At 42.5% G+C, this 22838-nt stretch carries 14 protein-coding genes; 3 read left to right on the top strand and 11 right to left on the bottom strand.

Annotation, left to right across the window (positions count from 1 at the left end):
* Positions 1-15: 15 nt before the first annotated feature.
* From A3738_RS14290 to A3738_RS14240, 11 genes are all read right to left on the bottom strand, one after another.
* Positions 16-8940, bottom strand: coding sequence for a hypothetical protein (locus A3738_RS14290; RefSeq protein WP_156504264.1), 8925 nt, complete (start codon positions 8938-8940; stop codon positions 16-18).
* A gap of 169 nt (positions 8941-9109) precedes the next feature.
* Positions 9110-10501 carry a Si-specific NAD(P)(+) transhydrogenase gene (sthA, locus tag A3738_RS14285; RefSeq protein ID WP_068478355.1) on the bottom strand — a complete coding sequence of 464 codons (1392 nt, stop codon included), beginning with the start codon at positions 10499-10501 and terminating at the stop codon, positions 9110-9112.
* A gap of 71 nt (positions 10502-10572) precedes the next feature.
* Entirely contained in the window at positions 10573-10803 is a 231-nt protein-coding gene (gene nqrM, locus A3738_RS14280) for a (Na+)-NQR maturation NqrM (protein WP_068473827.1), read from the bottom strand.
* A 26-nt stretch (positions 10804-10829) separates the two neighbouring features.
* A complete protein-coding gene (locus tag A3738_RS14275; RefSeq protein WP_082878539.1) occupies positions 10830-11897 on the bottom strand; it encodes an FAD:protein FMN transferase in 1068 nt (355 codons plus the stop codon).
* Between the two features lie 18 nt (positions 11898-11915).
* A complete protein-coding gene (nqrF, locus tag A3738_RS14270; RefSeq protein ID WP_068478353.1) occupies positions 11916-13142 on the bottom strand; it encodes an NADH:ubiquinone reductase (Na(+)-transporting) subunit F in 1227 nt (408 codons plus the stop codon).
* 35 nt (positions 13143-13177) lie between these two features.
* Entirely contained in the window at positions 13178-13789 is a 612-nt protein-coding gene (gene nqrE, locus A3738_RS14265; RefSeq protein ID WP_197469541.1) for an NADH:ubiquinone reductase (Na(+)-transporting) subunit E, read from the bottom strand.
* Positions 13789-14454: an NADH:ubiquinone reductase (Na(+)-transporting) subunit D gene (locus A3738_RS14260; RefSeq protein ID WP_068478351.1), complete on the bottom strand. Its 666-nt coding sequence runs from the start codon at positions 14452-14454 to the stop codon at positions 13789-13791. The genes nqrE and A3738_RS14260 overlap by 1 nt, the downstream gene beginning before the upstream one ends.
* Position 14455: 1 nt before the next feature.
* A complete protein-coding gene (locus A3738_RS14255) occupies positions 14456-15256 on the bottom strand; it encodes a Na(+)-translocating NADH-quinone reductase subunit C (RefSeq protein ID WP_231876653.1) in 801 nt (266 codons plus the stop codon).
* Entirely contained in the window at positions 15249-16442 is a 1194-nt protein-coding gene (locus A3738_RS14250) for an NADH:ubiquinone reductase (Na(+)-transporting) subunit B (RefSeq protein WP_068473165.1), read from the bottom strand. The genes A3738_RS14255 and A3738_RS14250 overlap by 8 nt, the downstream gene beginning before the upstream one ends.
* Before the next feature lies 1 nt (position 16443).
* The gene (locus tag A3738_RS14245) at positions 16444-17787 is read right to left on the bottom strand and encodes a Na(+)-translocating NADH-quinone reductase subunit A (protein ID WP_068478350.1); all 1344 of its coding nucleotides are present in this window, start codon (positions 17785-17787) and stop codon (positions 16444-16446) included.
* Between the two features lie 298 nt (positions 17788-18085).
* Positions 18086-19540, bottom strand: coding sequence for a glyceraldehyde-3-phosphate dehydrogenase (locus A3738_RS14240; RefSeq protein ID WP_068478348.1), 1455 nt, complete (start codon positions 19538-19540; stop codon positions 18086-18088).
* 171 nt (positions 19541-19711) lie between these two features.
* On the opposite strand from A3738_RS14240, the gene A3738_RS14235 reads away from it, so the two are divergent.
* Genes A3738_RS14235 through A3738_RS14225 form a run of 3 tightly spaced genes read left to right on the top strand, consistent with a single transcriptional unit; the run spans position 19712 to position 22829 of the window.
* Entirely contained in the window at positions 19712-20476 is a 765-nt protein-coding gene (locus A3738_RS14235) for a PleD family two-component system response regulator (RefSeq protein WP_068478346.1), read from the top strand.
* Positions 20477-20484: 8 nt separating this feature from the next.
* Positions 20485-22125, top strand: a complete 1641-nt coding sequence (locus tag A3738_RS14230; RefSeq protein ID WP_068478343.1) for a tetratricopeptide repeat-containing response regulator — start codon at positions 20485-20487, stop codon at positions 22123-22125.
* Complete coding sequence (locus A3738_RS14225) at positions 22122-22829, top strand: sensor histidine kinase KdpD (protein WP_068478341.1); 708 nt, start codon at positions 22122-22124, stop codon at positions 22827-22829. The genes A3738_RS14230 and A3738_RS14225 overlap by 4 nt, the downstream gene beginning before the upstream one ends.
* Positions 22830-22838 lie beyond the last annotated feature (9 nt).

Here is a 22838-nt window from a genome sequence, read left to right as displayed (position 1 = left end):
GATGCTCCTGTCGATTTAACCGAAACGGATATGTCGCNGCGCTACATCATTTTCAATAACCAACAACTCTTCGATATCAAAAATACCATCACCGTCACCATCTTCTGAGCGAGGGTCCGACACATACCAAACATAAAGCCTATCTAGGCCAGGAATCGTTAGACCGGCAAAGTCAGTGATCACTTCTCTAAATGGTGGGTTGTGGAAATCAGTTCTTGGAGAAGGAATCCATCCTGGAGATAGGTATCTGCTATTCAGGACCTCATCTGGCACATTATCACTATTCAAATCGTCTCCGAAATAGAACAGCGTGTCGTCAGATTTATAGCCAAAAACCCACACCTCGTTTCCGTCAGTAATTGTATCGCCATCAGAATCATCATTGCCTGGATCTATTCCTAAAATGACCTCAACAAAATCAGGAATTCCATCGCTATCCCCATCGATATTTAGAGGATTTGAATCAACGTCATCATTCAGAAAATCAAAATCAGTATCTTTTAAAGTCGGGTTCGTACCGGCTACAACTTCCGCACCATCATCGATTCCATCGCCATCCGTATCTTTGAGATTTGGATTAGTTTTGTTGCCATTAACGTCCCCTACACTCTCTTCGCCATCACTTAGACCATCACCATCCGTATCTTCCTCTAAGGGATTACTAGTACAAGCGACGAAGCCAACCAAACCATCTTGAACACAAGTAACATTGTTCGGGTCACCCCTTACTTCGTCAAAATCAGTCAAACCATCATTGTCAGAGTCTTTCATCCAAGGGTTCGTGCCCAATACCAATTCTTCAATATTCGTTAAACCATCGAGATCTGCATCCTCATTGGCATCACTAACACTATTTGACGTGGTTAAAAATTCATATTGGTCAGCAAATGCAATAGAACTATCAGCATTTAATATATTGCCCGCTCCATCAACACTGCCATTTGAGACTATCGTTGATAAGTCTTGTATCCAAACTCTAGTTTTCGCTCCATCAGAAGTTAAAAATGAACTAATAAGTTTGCCGTTATCATTGATCAGCCCACCAGTATCTGAATCTCTAGGAAGCGAGAACACGACCTCTAACTCGTCAAAATTAGATATTCCATCCTGATCAAAGTCTTCCATTGCGTCAGAAACATTATTCAAATCACTATCGATTGACTTAGGATCAGTCAGTGTGAGGTACACCTCATAACCATCACGCAGACCATCACCGTCGCTATCACGGCTAAATGGTTGCAAACCAAGCTGAACTTCTTTTCCATCCTCTAGCAAATCATTATCTGTATCTTCGAAACCAGGGTTGGTGTTCAAACCAAATTCTTCTAAATCAGATAAATCGTCACCATCAGAATCACACTTTAATGGATCCATAAATCCATTTGGTGGGTTAGTTAAATCAAATCCAAGCTCTAACAAATCATCATTAGAGTATGTGTACTCAAATTCCCACTCTTCTAGGTCAGTCAATCCATCTCCGTCTGAGTCTGTTTTAGTAGGATCTGAGAAAAATCCTCGCACGATAGCTTGCGCATCGAGACCAAACTCAAAATAATCGCTCAGGCCATCGCCATCGGTATCAGCCAAATCGCCACGCGTTTTGATTGAAGTTAGAGTAGTATTGCTATTACACTCGACTTGCTGTTGTGGGGTATGCGTAATTCCGTCTCGCTCTTCTTTGTCAGTTAGTCCGTCGCCATCTGTATCATCTAATAATGGATTTGTCGTGTAATACGGTTCACCTGTAACTGGCGTAGGTCGAACTTCATCTCCATCGTTAATCCCATCATTATCGCTATCGGGATCGCTAGGATCTGTGCCATATATTGCTTCCTCCCAGTCTTTCAAACCGTCAGAATCAGCATCTGTATTGTTTACATCGCTACCATCATTAGGATTAAGACCCGCCACCTTAGATTCAACGAAGTCACTCAGACCATCACCATCCGAGTCTGCTGATAAAGGATTCGTGCCTAATGCAAACTCTTCTCCATCAGTCAAACCATCGCCATCAGTATCCCAGTTATAAGGATCAGTATTTTCAGTTTCCTCTTCAGCGTTAGTGCGGCCATCTGCGTCATAATCGCTTGAACCATCGTTATCTAACACACTATCTAAATCGAAGTCTTTAGATGTTGGATTTGTGGGATCAGTGAATAACACAAAAATTTCAAAATAATCACTTACGCCATCACTATCTGTATCGGCTAAGTTATGATCCGTGCCATATATATTAATTTCTTCGAAATTCGCTAAGCCGTCATTGTCATCATCATTGGAGCCTATAATTCCAGCGCCGACATTGTCATTCAGTCCGTCATTATTACTGTCGTTTTTATACTCATCACCGCCCGACTCTTCACCATTGCTCAAGCCATCACCGTCGGAATCCACGAGGAAATCAGAAATATCATCAAAATTATCAAAACGATCTAATCGCGATACTCCACCTAATAACTGATCTTTATCAGAGCTTAGATTGTCGTCAGAATTTGAGTAATGTTCGTACCAACCTGGCAAGCCATCACTATCAGAATCACCAACTTCTTCACGCAGGTACTGCAAATAACCTAAAGAAGGGGATGCGCTATTTTCAACCTGACGAAGCAACACAACATCTTCCTGAGCATTAAATAATGCTAAGGCCTGAGTACCATAACCAGATCTTGCATATCTCCAATACTCGCTATCATTTGCTGCATTCGGGTATAGCTGAATCGTTAATTTTCCATCAATCCCGAGTGTTGTAGTGTGTCTATCTGAAGTATCTCTTTGAGCAGCTAATACGAATGCTCTATCTAAATCAGCATTCGCTGATTCGAAATCAGGGGTCGTTGCGTCAGGCAAATAACTATGACCGGACGCAAAACGCAAACGTCTGGTCGATAAGGCATTATCTATATATAACGGTCCATTCAATACCAAGTCTGAACTATTCAAATTAGACGACTCAATTACTGTTGGCAATCCGCTATAGTCAAAGCTCACGAAAGTATCGTTTAAGTCTTCTAGTGCCCACAAAGCTTGACGTGTATTTTTATCGTCCCACACAGCATGTTTGACACTTACTTGAGTAGCCGTCAACGATTCAATGGCACGAGACCCTTTGTTAAAAATCGTTTGAGACAAGTTACCCATTGAGTTCGTCGTTTCAACGATCAAATAAGTACCTTGATCCCAAATCGCACTAACTGGATCTGAGGTTGTAGTATCAAAAAATTGCGCGAATACCGCAGGATCAACACTTGTATCAAATTCACGAACGACCCCATTTGAAGAACCTACAAATAAGGTTTCGCTAGATGAAGCGCCAGAGGCAAACGTCAACGCACTCACTGCGTCAACTAATTGATTAGCGATAATCGGTGTAAGATAAAGACCAGTCACTCCATCCATGAGATATAACTGTTCAAGATCCCCTCCAGCCAAAGCGACTTTTGTCGGAGAACCTACGTCTTGATCGTTCGTAGAAGCCGCACTCAAAGTCGGCTGTTTTTGATAAAGCCAACTTGCATAGCATGTCCCAGCTGGGACAGGGTTATAGTCTTCTGCATAACGGTAGTTGGCTAAATCACCGATCTCAATAAGGTCTGAAACGGGAGCATCGCTAAGTTCCATATCATCCTGAACACCATTATTGCGTGTGTCAGTATCATGAGGGTTGTAATCATTTGCGACTTCAAAGCCATCTCCCAAACCGTCACTATCGGAATCGACAAGATTTGGATTCGTATTTGTTATAAGCTCTTCTGCACCGTCTGACAAACCATCTGCATCACTATCCTTGCTCAACGGATCAGTCAAACTAACATTTACCTCATAGCCATCAGGCAAACCATCCCCATCACTATCGACTCGCTTTAAACTTGTTCCCGCAGCATACTCCGCAACGTCTAGCAGCCCGTCTTGATCAAGATCATCATTTAGATCCACAAAATCGGTGTCATCGAGAGGGTCTGAGTTACGAAGTTTCACCTCATAGTAGTCAGAATTACTATCATTATCGGTATCTGGGTTTAGAGGATCCGTACCTGCAAGTAATTCATCTGAGTCTGATAAACCATCGCCGTCGCTATCGGACAATCGTATGTGAGATATAACTTTGCTATTTGATGGTGTGGCAAGATCGATATTTAATTCATCTATGTTAGGAATTCCATCTCCATCGAAATCATCTGGATTCCCCTGATTGCGTGCACTACAAGCAGGATCATAGATAAAGTAATCTTGCGAATTCTTTATGCCGTCACTATCGAAATCTTGATCTGTAGATGGATCAAAACCATAACCAATTACGATTTCACCAACTCCAGCAATTGCATTATCCCCAACATTATTAGGCTTGGTTGGATCTATCTCATGGATATTAAGATTGACAGAATCGCCAACTTCCAAGTTGCTCGTGCTGAATGAAGTTTCATTAAATCCTTCAATTACTAGGCTGTTGACTGACCATACAGGGATAAAGCTCTCATACACTCGACTCTTGAAAATATCGTCAACCGATAAGGTTTCCCCTACATTTATAAAGTCTTGGTCAAATTCAAAAGTCGTGGCAAGGCTAACAACAGGCTCTCCCGCTACTACAGTTGAAGTAAACCCAGACGTATCGCCTATTGAAAACTCATAACCAGCACTTAATGTTTGTCCAAATGCGACGTCTGTATCAATCGTAAAAGTCGATAAAGGATTGTTATTGATATCAACTAGAAGCTTGCCATCTACATACCATCTCGGAGTAAAGTAGAGCTCATAATATTGATTATTAGCCTCTGAAGAATAATCTAGTTCTGCCCGTACATTATCTTCAGACACTAGAACATTAGTAACTGAAGGAACAATAGTAGCCGGATCTCCGATCGCAACGGTCAAAATACTCTTTAGATCGAGCTCAATCGTTTTATTAGGATCAAGGTCATCAATTAATGTAAATGAAATATCTGCTTCGACGATATCTCCTTCAGAGATTATGCCCTGAGGAAGCATATATGGCGCGGCCAGTGAGCTAGAGTAAGGCTTGAGATAATCTACCGAAGCATCATTAATCGACCAAGACACTTGCAAGCCATCAGAAAGAAGATCAAGTTCCTCTTCATAATCTAGTATGATTGCATCCCCGCCACTCGGGAATCTGTCTAGCAATACAAGATTTGGAATGTTTAGCACAGGCACGCTTAAAGTAATTGGTATCGTTACAAAGTCATTACCCGCTACATCAACAATCGAGACACTAAGAATGTCTTTGAGCTGAAGCTGCCCTTCGCTCAATACTCTAGTCTGATTAGATACTCGCAAAGAACCCAAAGTAGATACGTGATAGTCAGATGTACCCACGACCTTCTCTCGTCGATTTACAAGCCATTCAGCTCTCAAACTAGGAAAAGCTGCAACGTCCTCATTCCCGAAATGCAAAGAAACTTGTTGACCGGCACTCAAATATTTCCTACCAAAATTAATAGGCGCGTCCTGTCCATCCTCATCAAGGATTAGAACGAAATCATCAAACCCACTAACCTGGGCTTCTAGGGCTACAAATACATACCCATCAACAACTCTTGAGACATTTGGATCATTAAACGCTGAATAACCAAATCGAGCATTTGAAAAAAGCGTAAACGAGCCGTCTCTATAGCTAAACCGGTCAATTTGTCCCGTTTTGTAAACAATATAAGCAACTTGATTAGCCGAGTCCTCAATTACTGAGACAGGAGTATAGTCCGTAGCTTTATCAATACTGTTCTTGTTTGAGGGAAGTACTAATGTTTCGTTCTTATTTCCTTCGAAAAACAATAGATCGAGAGAGTCGTCGAAATAAATATTGATTCCACTATCAGGAAACGTAAAAGTAGGAGTTGTAACGCCTTTCGCCGCTAAGTAAGTACTACGGCAATAACGTAATTCTCCAGTAGGTAACGTATTTGCCGACTGAAAATCTAAAGAGTTTGGCTGAATCAGATCTGAAAGGTTAAAACTATCATCGAGCGAACTACATGCTGCATCGCCTGGTACCGCATCAAATCGATTAAGAACACCGTCTCCATCATCATCAAGATCAAGCCCCGCATCGTAATCTGCGACTTTTACATTAACACTTGAGCCACTCAAGTATATAAATAATGAATAATTTGAACCGTAATCAACGGCTGAAAACTCATTATTGTTAATATCAATATCTTCAAGCCCTTGACCATCAGCATCATTCCAAGAAGCATAAATATCACCATCTAAGCTACCGATACTAATATACTCGCCACCATTTGGATTTGAGCAAACTGAGTATGCTTCACACAACAACGCATCCGCTTCAATTTCTACATTGAGCCGTTGACCTAAATCAGGAGGATTGGGCGTCACCCGATATGTATATTGTGAAAAATCAGGAACAACAATGTTCAATTGCGCTTCATATGAGCGAGTAGGCGATTCATTTGTAGTGAACAAGCCAAGTAACTTATAAGTTCCTGGAATCGACCCTGAAAATTGAACCCCAGTTTGTGTACTGTCATTTCGCTCAGCTAAAACTACTTCTGCCCCAAGCGGTTTATCAATGACTAACCAACTGTCAATTATTTCAGTTGCCGCGTCACCTATTCCTAGGCAATTGTTGGCTGAACATTGTCCTTGGGTAACTTCAAGGACGACTTGAAAATCAATCTCTCCCGTGAGTTTAGCAACCAAGTCAATCGGGTCATCGAAATTCGAAGATGTTAACCCCGGATAGTTAGTTGGCAGCTCTTCCTCAGTTTTATTTGGATCAAAAGGAAACGCATCCGAATTATCGAGAACACCATCTCCGTCACTGTCTATGCCAATAACTGGAATACCGAAAACAAAATCAGTTGGGAAAACATCAAGATCTTTTAAATCTGCTTGAGGCAGCAAAAGATTTAGTTCATCTCGCATTATCGATACTAGCGACGAGATGGGTTTGTTAGTGCCAATAAGGTTGAACTGAGAAGGCCCTCTTTGCAAGTTGCTTTTTACAGAACTCCAATCAGAAATAGTGGGCATAGAAAAAAACTTCCCGTCTATTTCTCGGTCCACAATATCCTCGGCCAATGCATCTAATGCGGCATCGAATGTAATTCCATTTTTCGATGACAAATCCCAAGCAAACGAACCAAGATATTCGTTGATATAGCGAGACTCGACAACGGTACTCTGAGTATCAAGTTCTAGAAAGCTCTCTCGATTAAACATCATAGATTGACTCAAAAGATCTGAATCAAAATTAGAAGATGCCGCTGAAAAACTAGTTGAAACAATTTCAGAATAATTCTGAACTGGATCATAGATACTCACGGGTTCAAACAGAGCATGAGTATCAGAATTCCCTTGTCCAAATCTAATGGTTGAAATCCAACTATCATCGCCACGTACGCTAGATATGGAGGCATTGAGAGAAACGTGGGATAGGACGCTTACCGATCGAGTTGGTGAAATCAATATTGCCCGATCATATCGTATAACCTCTTCTTCACTTAACCTATCATCCGTATTACTTGGGATGATCGTCCCATCGGGGAAGCGAAGTAGTTCGTCATTCAAATAATATTTTGCAGCGACATCTTCTTTAGAATTGTCACCCGCACCCCGTATAGAAGCGGTACTTACAAGCGCTGTAAGCGTGTTCGTAATAGAAGAAGCACCAGATGTGAGATCGATTGCATCAGCCAAATCTGCTTCTAAATAAATCAAGCCATCAAAATCCTCAAATTCCACTGCAGAGACTTGACCTTGAGAATTAGACACCTCTTCTACAACCCAGTTGACGGGACGACCGTTACCTGGATTTAGTTCAGGACTAACAAATGCTTCCTGAATCGCTGAAGGGTATCGAGACTGATAATCTGATATGAATTGTGTTACGACAGCATTTGAAGTTGCGTGACTCGTTAACAGTTCGTTAAGGCGCCAATTATACAAAGCATCTTTTTGCTTAATTAAGTCAACTGCATCAAGTGGCGTAACAACATCATTGCTCAAAGTTAGCAATGCTGCTTTAAGATCTTCATTACCTTCATTTTGATACGCTTGAAAAACGATGCGATCTAACTCAAAAATATCATCAGAATCATCAACCTTAAGCTCTAGTTGAACCAAATTACGCTGCGCTACGAGATCTGTACGAAACCAGTTATTTTCTTCCGCCTCATCAAACAGGTCATCAATCCGCTTAGCGACATCAGTCTTAGAAAGCACTGACAATTCAATCGCATTAATGTCTTCTAAAAGAAGCTGCCAACCTTGTGATTTGATGGGATTTTCTTCTCGCGACGCAAAAACATTGGCGATACTTTTTACTTCCGAGAAGCTAATTTCGCCATCATCTTCATCTAATTCATCATCTAAGCGAGAAGTAACTGTAGGAACAGCAGCAACAAGGTTTTTAAGCTCTGACAGAGTTGCATATTCCGATAAGATATTTTCAACGTACTGTCTGTGATACGCATTAGTCTCGTTACTAATGAAATCATTAAGGATCGTTTCTGCATCCACGACAGAATTAGCCGCATTAACATTAGAAACCAACTGATGTATCTCACCAACTAAAGCATCACGAGCCGCTAGCTGCTGCAGTAAACTATATACCTCTCCGTCAGATAGCGTCGTAAACTCAATATTTCCATCGTTATAACGAACACCCCAATCGTATAACTGATCAATAAAATACTCGAAAGCATTTGTTAGTTCGCCAAAAGCCCCCTCTTCTAAATCAACCTTGTAGAAGTTTACTCTTGCCCCGGCCATAGGACCTTTTACAACATTCACGTTAAGGCTAAGATCTGCTTGACGTACCGGCGCTTCAACCTCATCACTTAGTGGAACAACGTCAGAACTCCCACTACCACATGCAGCAAGCACAAAAGATAAACATGAGATAAGACTAATTTTTTTAACGCTGGTAAAGCTTAGAAGCATGAGGAAAGTATGGTCCATTCACTTACATAAAAAACTTCTCCAATCATGGAGAAATAGGCTTTTGGCATGGTACAAAATGCACCAAGTAAGAACAATGAACGAGGGATAGAAGCGTGAACTATTAGACGCGTTTAAATGAGGAAACGAGACCTAGATCATTACTAGGTCTCAAGCATGAAAAACAATGTTAAAAAATACGATTTAAGCCGTTCAATGCAGCCACTCGATAAGCTTCCGCCATTGTCGGATAATTAAAGGTCGTATTAATGAAGTAATCGAGGCTATTCGCCTCTCCTTTTTGGTTCATCACAGCCTGCCCAATGTGCACGATCTCTGCCGCTTGGTCACCAAAGCAATGAATTCCCAATATTTCTTTGGTATCTCGGTGAAACAATATCTTCAACATCCCAACCGCCTCATCTGTAATTTGGGCACGGGCTAAATCTTTAAAAAATGCCTGCCCCACTTCGTAAGGGACCTTGTCTTCAGTCAATTCACGCTCAGTTCGACCTACTGAACTAATCTCTGGAATGGTGTAAATGCCAGTAGGCACATCATTGACGAATCTAAAGTACTGATCCTCTGACATTGCCGCAGCCGAAGCACGACCTTGATCGTAAGCAGCACTTGCCAAAGCCGGCCAACCTATAACATCACCCACAGCATAGATACCCTCTACTTCAGTTCGATAATGATCATCGATCGTAAGCTGCCCTCTTGAGTTAGGCTTCAAGCCAGTGTTTTCGAGCCCCATATTATCGGTATTGCCACTACGCCCATTACACCAAAGAAAAGCATCCGCTCGAATTTTTTTACCCGATGCAAACGTCACCTCTACCGCATTATCAGTACCGACCACAGACTCATATGTCTCATTATGACGAACTAACACACCGTTATTGCGCAGGTGATAACTCAAAGCATCAGAGATCTCGTCATCTAAGAATGAAAGTAACTTTTCACCGGGGTTGACCAGGTCTACTTTTACACCCAAGCCTGCGAAGATAGACGCGTATTCGCTACCGATTACTCCGGCCCCATAAATAACGATCGTTCTAGGCGTATGACTTAAGGTAAGAATCGAGTCACTGCAATATATACGCTCATGACTAAAGTCGACATTGGCAGGTTTGTAAGGCCGACTTCCACTTGCAATGATGACCGTTTCCGCAATCAATACATCCGTGCTTTGATTATCTCTTACCTCAATTCGATTTTTATCTAGAAAGAACGCACGGCCATTGTATAGATCAACCCGATTTCTCGCGTAGAACTGAGTACGGAGTTTCACTTGCTTATGAATAACTTTTTCAGCGCTTTTCAAAACACGAGGAAATGAAAACCAACGAGGCTCACCAATATCACGAAACATACTATTCGTGTTGAAACTAATGATCTGTTTAACAGCATGACGCAATGCTTTTGAAGGAATTGTCCCTAAGTGGGTACAGTTACCGCCAACAACTTGTTTCTCTTCGATCACCGCAACACGTTTTCCGTGTTTTGCGGCATTCATTGCAGCCCCTTCTCCTGCAGGCCCCGAACCAATAACAACTACATCATAGCGATACTCAGCCATACTTCCTTCGTCCCTCTTCCATTACATCATTATAAATTTCATACACTTACATTCAGAGTAGACTATGTTTTTCACTTAGTCTTGGCTTCATAAGCTAAATCAGTATTGCCTTTCGCAGCGTCTTCACTTTCTTTATCACACTTAGCAGGATCGCCCTTACAAATATCGCAGGCAACGTCCATTCCTAGTGCACTCATACCACCGCATGAACCGCTAATCGGCTTATTACTAAAGATCACACCAACTGCCATTAGAGCGACTAACACACCCATAAAAATGAAAACGACAAGAAAAATTTCCATCATGACACTCCTAAAATAAGTTACGTCTAGTTCAAATAAGACTTCATTTGCTCAGTAGCAATCGCCGAGAAGCCCTTACTCTCTCTCAAAATAAAATACGCGGGAATATTGTGTTCAGACGCGAAAGTCACGCCTTTCTCACTGCCCATTGCCATTAAAGCTGTTGCCCAAGCGTCTGCGTACGCGCAGCTTTCCAATATCACGCTAACCGAAGCAATATCATTTTTGACGGGATAACCAGATATCGGATTAATCGTGTGCGAATATCTGCCATCTTCATCGTCTATGTAATTGCGGTAATCACCAGACGTCGCCATTGAGACATTTGTAATATATGCAATATTATACGCCTTTCGCATCATTAAATCAGGCTGCTCTATACCCATACGCCAATTAATACGCTCAACGTTCTTACCAGCAACTTTGATTTCTCCTCCGACTTCTACCATAAAATCTTTAAACCCCTGCTCGCGAAGATAATCAGCAACAAGATCTACTCCATAACCTTTTGCGACAGCCGAATAATCTATAAACCCAACTCCAACTTTCTTAAAGGAACGTCCTCCGTCCCAAGAAACGGGACTCATATTCGCTTGCGACTTTAATTGCTCGATAATTTCTTTGCTTGGCTTTGAAATCTGACTGTTTACACCAAAGCCCCATGCAGAAACCAAAGGCCCTATGCTTGGGTCGAAATACCCTTTCGACTTTTCCAACACATCAATTGAAATGTCAGTAACATGCTGCATATGCGGGCCAAACATAAAGGTTTGACCGACATCCGCGTTATTAAAGCGCATAATCTCAGAGTCAGGCTTATACGTGGATAAATCCCTATCTACACGAGACAAAACTTCATCAACGCCAACTTTAGTTTCTTCAAATAATGAATCAGCCAAATCCGTTTCAACAAGAACGACTGAATAAGTTGTACCCATCACATGGCCGCTAAACTTAAATGTTTCAGGAGATTCAGAACAACCAACGATAAACAAAAAGCTAAGCAAAGCACTAAAACGAAGTATCAACAAAACATCCTCATTCTCTCGATTTCCATAACCATAAAACAAAAATGCCAGAACAAAGTCTGGCATTTTTTATTATGAGGTCAGTTAGCCACCGAAATCGTCTAACATGATATTTTCATCTTCGACCCCGAGATTTTTCAACATCTCGATAACCGCAGCGTTCATCATTGGAGGCCCACACATGTAGAACTCGCAATCTTCGGGCGCTGGGTGGTCTTTCAAGTAGTTCTCAAGAAGAACATTATGAATAAAGCCTGTGTAGCCTTCCCAATTGTCCTCTGGCTGAGGATCAGAAAGTGCCACATGCCATTCAAAGTTGTCATTCTCTGCAGCAAGCGCATCATATTCATCTTGATAGAACATCTCGCGCAATGAACGAGCACCATACCAGAACGACATCTTACGTTTAGAGCCGATACGTTTGAGCTGATCAAAAATATGCGAACGCATTGGCGCCATACCAGCACCACCACCAACGAATACCATTTCAGCTTCGGTTTCTTTCGCAAAGAACTCACCAAATGGACCGTATACAGTTACTTTATCTCCCGGCTTCAAGTCGAAGACCCAAGAAGACATTTGTCCTGGTGGATGATCAGTTCCCGGAGGTGGAGAAGCGATACGAATGTTGAATTTAACAACACCCTTCTCTTCCGGATAGTTCGCCATCGAATAAGCACGGATAACGGTTTCATCAACTTTTGACTTATATTGCCAAACGTCAAATTTATCCCAATCACCGCGATATTCTTCTTCAATATCAAAGTTTTTGTAGTCAACTTCGTGTGGAGGACATTCAAGCTGAACATAACCACCTGCACGGAAATCGACATTTTCACCTTCAGGAAGACGAAGCGTCAGTTCCTTGATGAAAGTAGCAACGTTCGGGTTAGATTCAACCGTACATTCCCACTTCTTAACACCAAAGACTTCTTCGTCAACTTCAATTTTCATGTCCTGCTTAACAGGAACCTGACACGCTAAACGCCAACCTTCTGCTTCTTCACGACGAGTAAAGTGAGTACGCTCAGTAGGAAGCATGGAGCCACCACCTTCGAGCACTTTACAAGTACACTGCGCACAGGTACCACCGCCGCCACAAGCTGATGAAAGGAATAAGCCTTCAGACGCAAGCGTTTGAAGTAACTTACCACCAGCAGGCGTTTCAATTTTTGAGTTGGGATCATCATTTACAGTGATCGCAACATTACCCGAGCTAACTAGCTTAGCTCGCGCTGCCAAAATTACCGCAACCAACGTTAGAACGATGACGGTAAACATGACAACGCCTAGAACGAGTTCTGCATTCATATAGGATTACCCTTTTAAACCTCTTCGTCTAACAGCTACAGTGAAATACCGCTGAACGACATAAAACCAAGTGACATCAAACCAACAGTAATGAAGGTTATGCCAAGACCACGAAGGCCTTCTGGTACGTCGCTGTATTTCAACTTTTCACGGATGCCAGCCAGAGCTGCAATTGCTAGAGCCCAACCAACACCTGCACCCACACCATAAACCACTGATTCACCGAGGTTATAGTCACGCTCTACCATGAATAGAGACGCACCCATAATTGCACAGTTCACCGTAATCAACGGAAGAAAAACACCTAGCGCGTTGTAAAGATCTGGGAAGTACTTATCTAGGACCATCTCAAGAATCTGTACAAGTGCGGCGATTACACCAATATAGGTAAGCAGACCCAAAAAGCTCAAATCAACTTCAGGGTAACCCGCCCATGCCAACGCACCTTCTTTTAATACGTAGGTATAAATCAAGTTGTTCACTGGCACGGTTACGGCCAATACAACGATAACTGCGATACCTAGACCAACCGCTGCTTGAATCTTCTTAGAGATCGCCAAGAAGGTACACATACCCAAGAAGAAGGCCAAAGCCATGTTCTCGACGAAAACCGCCTTAATAAAGAGACTTAAATAATGCTCAATCATTAGAATGCCTCCTTAACACGGTGCGCTGACATCTTGTAATCCGGCGCTTCAACTTGGCCTTTATCCCAAGTACGAACAATCCAGATAAAGATACCAATTAAGAAGAATGCACTTGGCGGAAGTAGCAACATACCATTTGGCACATACCAGCCACCATCATTCACAAGCGGTAGAATCTCAATACCGAACAACTTACCTGAGCCAAGCAATTCACGGAAGAATGCTACGAACAGCAGGATAACTGCATAACCAAGACCGTTACCAACACCATCAACAAAACTCATTGCTGGGCCATTCTGCATCGCGAACGCTTCTGCACGCCCCATAACAATACAGTTAGTGATGATCAGACCAACGAATACAGAAAGCTGCTTCGAAAGCTCGTATGCGTAAGCACGAAGTACTTGGTCTACAACAATTACCAAGGTCGCGATAATTGTCATCTGAACAATAATACGAATATTCGAAGGAATCTGGCTTCGAATAAGAGATACAGCCAAGTTGGCAAGGCCTGTAACAGTACATACTGCCAAGCCCATAACAACTGAAAGCTGCATGCTAGTGGTAACCGCAAGTGCCGAACAAATACCAAGGATTTGGAGGGCAATTGGGTTATTACTAAAAATAGGTTCGAATAAAACCTGTTTAGCGGATGCTGTGCTCACCTCATACCCCCTGACGCAATTTCTGCAAGTACTTTTGGAAACCGTGCTCGCCTGTCCAGTATTGAACGAGATTTGTCACGCCACGACTTGTAAGAGTCGCGCCCGAAAGACCATCAATTTGATACTCTGCTTCTGGGTTTGAACGATCAACTGCACCTTTTAACAACGCAATTTTTGGCGCTTCAGAAGCGTCAAGATCGTAAACCTTTTTACCAGGCCATTGAGCTTTCCAGTTTGGATTATCAACTTCACCACCAAGTCCTGGAGTTTCCGCATGCTCATAGAAGCCAAAACCAACAACAGTGTTAGCATCTGCTTCTAGCGCTAGGAAGCCGTGAAGTGTTGACCAAAGGCCGTAACCACTAACAGGAAGAATGATTGTTTTGATCTCGTCGCCTTCACGCACAAGGTATACTTTTGCGTAGTCAACGCGACGCTTGATACTTGCGATATCTTCACTACCCGCAATCGCCTTAGATAACTTAGGATCTTTTTGAGCTTTACGCTGGTCGTAATCAAGTGCATTTTCTTTATTAACTCGATCTGGCTCTGCATATTCGCCAGTATCCAAATCAACGATGCGCGCATCGATTTTCTTAAACGCTTCTTGGATTGCAGTTTTATCGGCACCTGCTGGAAGCAAACCCGCAGCCGCTAAGATGTTTGCTTGCAAGTTGAGCGCTTTGTTCTCCTGCTGAGTTGGCTTCAGGATAACAACTGAACCCGCAACAATGATTGAACATACAAGGCACAACAAAACTGCAACAGTAAAGGTTTTACCCATGGTTTCTTTACTAGACACGAGCCAACCTCCTCGTAATATTCGCTTGAACAACGTAATGGTCGATCAACGGTGAAAACAAGTTCGCGAACAGAATCGCCAACATAATGCCTTCTGGGAAAGCTGGGTTTACAACGCGAATAAGAACCGTCATTACGCCAATTAAAGCACCGTAGAACCACTTACCGGTATTGGTCATGGAAGCAGACACAGGGTCTGTTGCCATAAAGATCATACCGAAAGCAAAACCACCAATAACGAAGTGCCAGTAGAATGGCAGATCAAACATTGGGTTAGAGTCCGAACCAATTAGATTCAACAAGGTAGACATCGCAGTCATACCAAAGAACACACCCATCACAATACGAAGTGAGGCAATGCGCGTTGCGAGAAGAACCGCACCGCCGATCAAAATCGCTAGCGTTGATGTTTCACCCATCGACCCTTGAACGGTACCGAAGAATGCATCCAACCAAGTTATGTTGTTCGCCATGATCGCTTCGACACCACCACTTGCCGCGAGGCTAAGTGAAGTAGCACCAGAGAAGCCATCAACTGCAGTCCACACGACGTCACCTGAAATTTCAGCTGGGTATGCGAAGTACAAGAATGCACGACCAGTCAAAGCAGGGTTTAAGAAGTTCTTACCGGTACCACCAAAGATTTCTTTACCAATCACAACACCAAATGAAATACCTAAAGCAACTTGCCATAGTGGTAAATCAGGTGGGCAGATCAAAGCAAATAGAATCGATGTTACGAAGAAACCTTCGTTAACTTCGTGACCACGAACAGCTGCGAACAACACTTCCCAAAAACCACCAACTACGAAGGTAACCGCGTAAATAGGCAGGAAGTAAGCTGCACCATAAGCCATATTATGCCAAATATTACTTGGGTCATGACCAATAAAGAACAAGCTATGCCAGTCCGTTGGAGCAGTCGCTAGACCTGCTGCAATTGCATCGTTTGCTTGGAAACCGATATTCCACATACCAAAAAACATAGCTGGGAATGTACACATCCAAACTGTGATCATAATACGCTTCAAATCTACGCCATCGCGAACATGAGATGTCGCAGCAGTTGTGCTTGAAGGTGAGTAAAAAATCGTATCTACGGCTTCATAAAGTGCGTAGAACTTTTCATATTTGCCACCCTTATGAAAGTGCGGCTCAAGATCATCTAAAAAACTACGTAAGCCCATATTAGCCCTCCTTCTCGATGCGCGTTAGGTTGGACCGAAGGATCGGACCATACTCATACTTACCAGGGCATACAAATGTGCATAATGCCAAATCTTCCTCGTCTAACTCCAGGCAACCTAATTGCTGAGCTTGTTCAGTGTCTTCAACAATCAATGCGCGAAGAAGCTGAGTAGGAAGGACGTCTAATGGCATTACACGTTCATAAGCACCAACAGGAACCATCGCGCGTTCACTACCATTTGTAGTGGTGCTAAAGCTAAACAGTTTACTTCCCATTAATTTTGATAAGTAAATGTTCATGACAGAGAACTTGTTCATGCCCGGGTTTAACCAACCGAACAACTCGCGTTCTTGAGGCTCTGGAATGACTGAAATCTGTTGTGCATATCGACCCAAGAAGTCAACTGAATCGCGCGCTGTACGACCGCCAAACACAGAACCACTGATCGCACGACAGGTAACATTGTCACCTTCGCCGTTGACCAAATCGCTTACACAAGCACCTAGTTGAGTACGAACCAAACGAGGCCGAGCAATACCTTCGCCAGCTAGCGAAATAACTCTTTCAACTGAAAGCTCGCCCGTTGCGAACAACTCAGAGATGGCAATCACGTCTTGATATGAGATAGTCCAAACAGTCTTCTCAGCACTAACAGGGTCAAGATAATGAATATGCGTGCCAGCATTACCTGCTGGGTGAACGCCCGAGAACGTCTCAACAGCAATTTGGCTTGATGAAGGAACGCTAGGCTCTTTGCCCGCCTCACAACACACAAACACACGACCATCAGTTAACTTAGAAAGGACTGTCAAACCGCTTGAAAATGCTTCGGCTTTCTCGGAGATAACAACTGAAGGGTCTGCTGCAAGAGGATTTGTATCCATTGCAGTTACAAAAATCGAATTTGGAACGCTACCTAACTCAGGCACCTTACTAAAAGGGCGTGTACGTAGAGCTGTCCACATACCTGAAGCAACTAAATTGTCGCGTACCTGATCGCGCGTCAACGACTCAAACGCCGCAGTATCATACTTATCGAATGACTCTGCATCATTTCCCTCTACCTCAATAACGATAGATTGAAAGACTCGTCGTTCACCGCGATTAATTTCTACAACCTTACCGCTGGCTGGCGCAGTGTAACGAACACCGCTGGTCTTTTTATCCTCAAAAAGTAACTGACCTTTCTTAACGACATCGCCAACCTGCACAGCCATTGTTGGTTTCATTCCGACATAGTCGAACCCAACAAGAGCTACACGACTGACCGATTTTGCGTCAGTTATCTTTTGTTCTGGAGCGCCAGTTATTGGAAGATCGAGGCCTTTTTTAATCTTGACCATTAATCCCGCCTAAACATAAACAAAAAATGAATTTTCCATCTAAATCTTTGAATAACAGAGACTTACAGCGAAATAAGATCCCTAACCACAAATGACCAGGCACAATTACGCATAGATGAACCAAAAAATCGCGCCAATTATAAAGACGCGCCCACTATTTTGCTACCACATAAGTAAAATAAAGCTTAGCTATAGTTCGTAAGTTCCTGACTATAATCACCAATTGTCAGTTAACCCCTTTAAATTAGGCATAAAAAAACCGCTCATTGAGCGGTTTTTTTATATCTTGAGCGGCTATTTATGGATGTATAGGGAATGTAGGATACTCCACACCAGACATTTGATTCGCAATTCGAATCACCTGAGCACTGTAACCGAACTCGTTATCGTACCAAACGTACAAATTAATGCGCGAACCACTGACAATAGTCGCTTGCGCATCAACAATACCCGCGCGACGATTACCAACAAAGTCACTTGAAACTGCTTCGTTCGAGTTCGTGAAATCAATTTGCTTTGAAAACTCTGAATGCAAGCTTGTGTGACGCAAGAAGTCATTTACTTCTTCAATAGTCACTTCGCGCGAAACATTCAAACTAAGAATAGCCATAGAAACATTAGGCGTAGGAACCCGGATAGCATTACCAGTCAACTTACCAGCCATTTCTGGAAGCGCCTTCGCAACCGCCTTTGCTGCTCCCGTTTCAGTGATAACCATATTCAGAGGAGCACTGCGACCACGACGGCTACCTTTATGGTAGTTATCAATCAAATTCTGATCGTTTGTAAACGCATGCACAGTTTCAACGTGACCATTTACCACGCCATACTCATCGTTGATAACTTTCAATACAGGCGTAATCGCATTTGTTGTACATGAAGCAGCAGAAAGAATCGTATCGCTCGACTCGATCACATCGTTATTGATGCCGTAAACAACGTTCTTAATGTCGCCCTTACCAGGAGCAGTCAATAACACCTTAGCTGCACCTTTTGATTTCAAGTGCAGGCCAAGACCTGCTTCATCACGCCAGATACCAGTATTATCAATCACTAGTGCATCGTTAATGCCGTACTCAGTGTAATCAACTTGATCAGGACCATTTGAATAGATAACTTGAATGCAGTTACCATTTGCAATGATTTGATTGTTTTCATTATCCACTGAAATCGTACCTTCGAATGGACCATGAACAGAATCACGACGCAACAAACTTGCACGCTTTTCTAAGTCATTATCAGCCTTACCTTTACGAACAACGATCGCACGCAATCGCAAGTTATTACCGCCGCCCGCTTTCTCGATCAAAATACGCGCTAGAAGACGACCAATTCGACCAAAACCGTATAAAACAACGTCTTTAGACTCAGCATTCGCCTGCTCACCGCCTTTACCAATAACGTCTGCAAGCTCTGCTTTCAAAAACTCTTCCAAAGAAGCATCGCTCTGCGCCTTGAACGAAACAGCTAATTTACCGATATCAACGCGTGCTGGACCAAGATTCAAACCATCAAGCACTTTTAGAACTTCTAGCGTATCTAGCGCAGAAAGTTCTGTATTCTCAATTTGACGCACAAAACGATGTGACTTAAGCAATCCAATCACAGACTGACTGATGATTGCGCGACCATAAATCGACGTCACTACATTGTTCTCACGATATAGACGGCCAATCAAAGGAATCATTGCTTCTGCAGCAGCTTCTCGTTGAGTCCAATCGTTAAAATGGTTTTGAATGTTTTCGTTGCTCACGCTTCACACCTCTTTGTATATGTGCGCACATAAAATAGGCCGCGTATTATCCAGATAATCTGACCGCTTGGCAATTAATTAACCGAGCCAATAAAAGTATTATTTTTAGCCAAACGCCCAGAGCTTGCTAAACTTATTATTTATAAAGAAAAATCACATCTGGAACCCATTGTGACAAGCCAAAGCGCACTAGTCGTAGACGACTCGTCAACCTCAAGAACCTTACTCACAAAAATACTCAAAAAGAAAGGCGTTCATTGCGAACAAGCCTGCTCGGGTGAAGATGCACTATCCCAATTATCGTGGTTTCATCCAGACTATATTTTTCTCGATCATATGATGCCAGGCCTTGATGGCTTTCAAACACTAGAGCGCATCAAAAATGACGATAAAACCAAGCATATCCCTGTCATCATGTATACATCCCAGCATACGCACAATTACTACGAAGAGGCTCATAAGCTTGGAGCTGCGGGCGTCATATCAAAACAAATCGATAGAGATAAGCTCTATTTAATGCTTGATCGGATATGCACTCCTAAGAATGACGACGTCCCTCTCGTATTTAACGAAGTGCATAGTAAGGTAAACGAAACTATTGAAAACGAGTCAAGTAACGCGAAACTCTACGCAAGAATCTCAACGCTAGAAGCAAGTTACGAAGAGCTACTCGAAGAAAATCGTCAAATGAAGACAGAAATATCGCGCTGGGCTTCAATACAAGCAGAAGAAACGAACAAACGATCCAAAATAGCGCTACCACAACCTTTGTTTACAGGTTTTCTTGCCCTAGCGCTATTTGCATCTACATTTGCTTGGCTGACTACTCAAAAAATTGATCAAAATTACAAAGGAACGCAGCAACAAATCCATCAAGTTAATGAACTCATTGACGAGATCATTGTTCTTTTAGAACAAAGCAATAGATCTAGGTAAAGAAACACGTGAATGAACACCAATTAAGAAAACTTTGCCAAAACAGCAAGTTTTTGATTGTAGATGACTTCGAAAATTTCCGTACCTCTCTTCGCCTCATGCTGACAAGCTTTGGTGCAGCATTTGTCGATACTGTTGCTAACGCCGAGCAAGCCCTGAACCAAGCTAAATATGACAGCTATGACGTCATCTTGTGTGACTTTAACCTTGGGGCCGGCAAAAATGGACAACAGATCTTAGAAGAACTTCGCATGAAGAAGCGGATAAAACATACGAGCCTTTTCGTTATGGTCACCGCAGATACATCAAAAGAGACAGTACTTGGAACACGAGAGTTCCAACCAGATGCTTATATAGCAAAGCCTGTCACTCGTAATATGCTTGAAGAGCGGCTATTGCAACTGATGACCCAGCAAGCCATTTTAAAACCAATCAATCGAGAGATTGATATCGACAATTACGCCAAGGCGATTAGTCTTTGTAAGCAAGAAATCGAAAATGGCACACGATACCGCTCTTGGTGCCTACAAACTATGGCAAGCCTCTATAGAAAACTAGGAGACACATCGAGCGCTCAAGGAATATATAAAGAGGTTCTCAGCCAGCGCCACATAGACTGGGCTCAACTAGGTCTAGCCCATACACTTCTAGATACCACGCAATACGATCAAGCCAAGCAAGTATTCTCGCAAGTCATTGAAAAATCACCAATGATGGTAGAAGCCTACGAAGGAGTTAGTGACGCGTGCTTGCACTTAGGACAAAGACAAGAAGCCCAAGAAGCTCTCCAAGAAGCCGTTACTATTTCTCCTAGGATGGTCAAAAGGCAGTCTAAATTGGCGAGTTTATGCGTTGAAAATAATGATCTGCGTTCTGCAAGCGAAGCATTCAGAAAAGCGATCACGTTTGGAGAGAATACCGTTCACGAAACACCTACCCTCTACTTAGATTTCGGGCGTTGTTTAAGTGACCTATCAATCGGAGATACGACTAATCAGGGCAACACTCTCGCGAACGAGGCTAACATTCAGCTTGAGACTATTCTTGACAAATTTTCTTATGAAGAGGAAGCGTGTCATTGCGCTAATTTAGTAAAAGCTAGAGTACTAGTTGGCCGAGACAAGCACGAGCAAGCGCAAATGCTAATAGATGAAGTACAATCTTTAATTGATGTCGAAGATCTTAGCGTTGACCTAGGCTTGGAATTAAGCCGCAGCCTTTATACCACAGGTCGGCAAGACGAAGCCGAGAACTTACTAATAAAGCTATCTCAAAAATTCGAATCAGACCCTCAAGCCCTAGGCAAGATAGAAGCCTTACTAGATGAACCCGAACCTTTTGAACTTAGAATAAAAGCCAAGAGTCTCAATAAAACCGGCATTCAGCTATTTGAAAGTGGGCAACTTCAGTCTGCTGTTGAGTCGTTTACATCAGCCCTAGCTCTCACTCCAAAGCACGCCGCACTTAATCTTAACTTGGCACAAGTTGCACTTAAGTTATATAAAGATGAATCATCGCCAAACACTTTGAATTTAGCGCAGGAATGTATAGAACGAATTCAGCACATTCCTAAACAACACAAGCAATTTCGTCGTTTACAACATATAAAAACAAATATTCAAAACATCCTAAGAGAAAACCAGATATGAGCAAAAACCCTAAGGCAACTGCTGACTTTTCATTGATCTTAGCGTCATCCGTTCACGACATGAAAAACTCTTTAGGCATGTTAATTCACAGTGTAGAAACACTTTGCGAGCAACTCCCTGAAGACCAGCAGAAAGGCCTTGGGGTTAGCACGATCAGATATGAAGCAGAAAGAGTCAATAACGACTTAATTCACTTACTAGGTATCTATCGAATAAAAGAAAAGAAACTCGCGGCACACTTAGACGAATTTTATCTTGATGACATATGCTCAGAGCAACGAGCGCAATATCAAGAAATTCTTGCCAACAAGGGTATTAGCTTAGAAATAGAATGCCCGAATCATTTGGCTTGGTTTTTTGATAGAGAGCTCGTTAGTGGAATCATTAACAACGCTCTGAATAATGCCAGCCGCTACACAAAGGCAAAGATAAAAATTACGGCGAAATCCATCACGATCGACGCTGACGAATATTTAGAAATCAGTATTAATGATGATGGGCAAGGTTATCCCAAAAGCATCCTTGAGATAGAACCTGATGAAGTGCTTAATAACATTAACTTCAAATCTGGCAGCACATCGCTTGGGCTCTATTTCGCATCACAAGTCGCATCACTTCACCAACAAGGGAGCAAGCGAGGAAGAATTTCCCTTGAAAACGGAGGTGAACTGGGCGGCGGCTTATTCCGAGTATTCCTCCCATAGAAGAAACTC

Source organism: Oleiphilus sp. HI0066, assembly GCF_001635725.1.
The sequence above is the reverse complement of the archived record's forward strand: the minus strand, read 5'-3'. Positions and strand labels throughout refer to the sequence as shown.

Bases quoted from the DNA above. Each gene is read 5' to 3' on its own strand.
- sthA (WP_068478355.1), bottom strand. From the start codon at position 10,501: ATGGCTGAGTATCGCTATGATGTAGTTGTTATTGGTTCGGGGCCTGCA.
- nqrM (WP_068473827.1), bottom strand. From the start codon at position 10,803: ATGGAAATTTTTCTTGTCGTTTTCATTTTTATGGGTGTGTTAGTCGCT.
- A3738_RS14275 (WP_082878539.1), bottom strand. From the start codon at position 11,897: ATGCCAGACTTTGTTCTGGCATTTTTGTTTTATGGTTATGGAAATCGA.
- nqrF (WP_068478353.1), bottom strand. From the start codon at position 13,142: ATGAATGCAGAACTCGTTCTAGGCGTTGTCATGTTTACCGTCATCGTT.
- nqrE (WP_197469541.1), bottom strand. From the start codon at position 13,789: ATGATTGAGCATTATTTAAGTCTCTTTATTAAGGCGGTTTTCGTCGAG.
- A3738_RS14250 (WP_068473165.1), bottom strand. From the start codon at position 16,442: ATGGGCTTACGTAGTTTTTTAGATGATCTTGAGCCGCACTTTCATAAG.
- A3738_RS14245 (WP_068478350.1), bottom strand. From the start codon at position 17,787: ATGGTCAAGATTAAAAAAGGCCTCGATCTTCCAATAACTGGCGCTCCA.
- A3738_RS14225 (WP_068478341.1), top strand. From the start codon at position 22,122: ATGAGCAAAAACCCTAAGGCAACTGCTGACTTTTCATTGATCTTAGCG.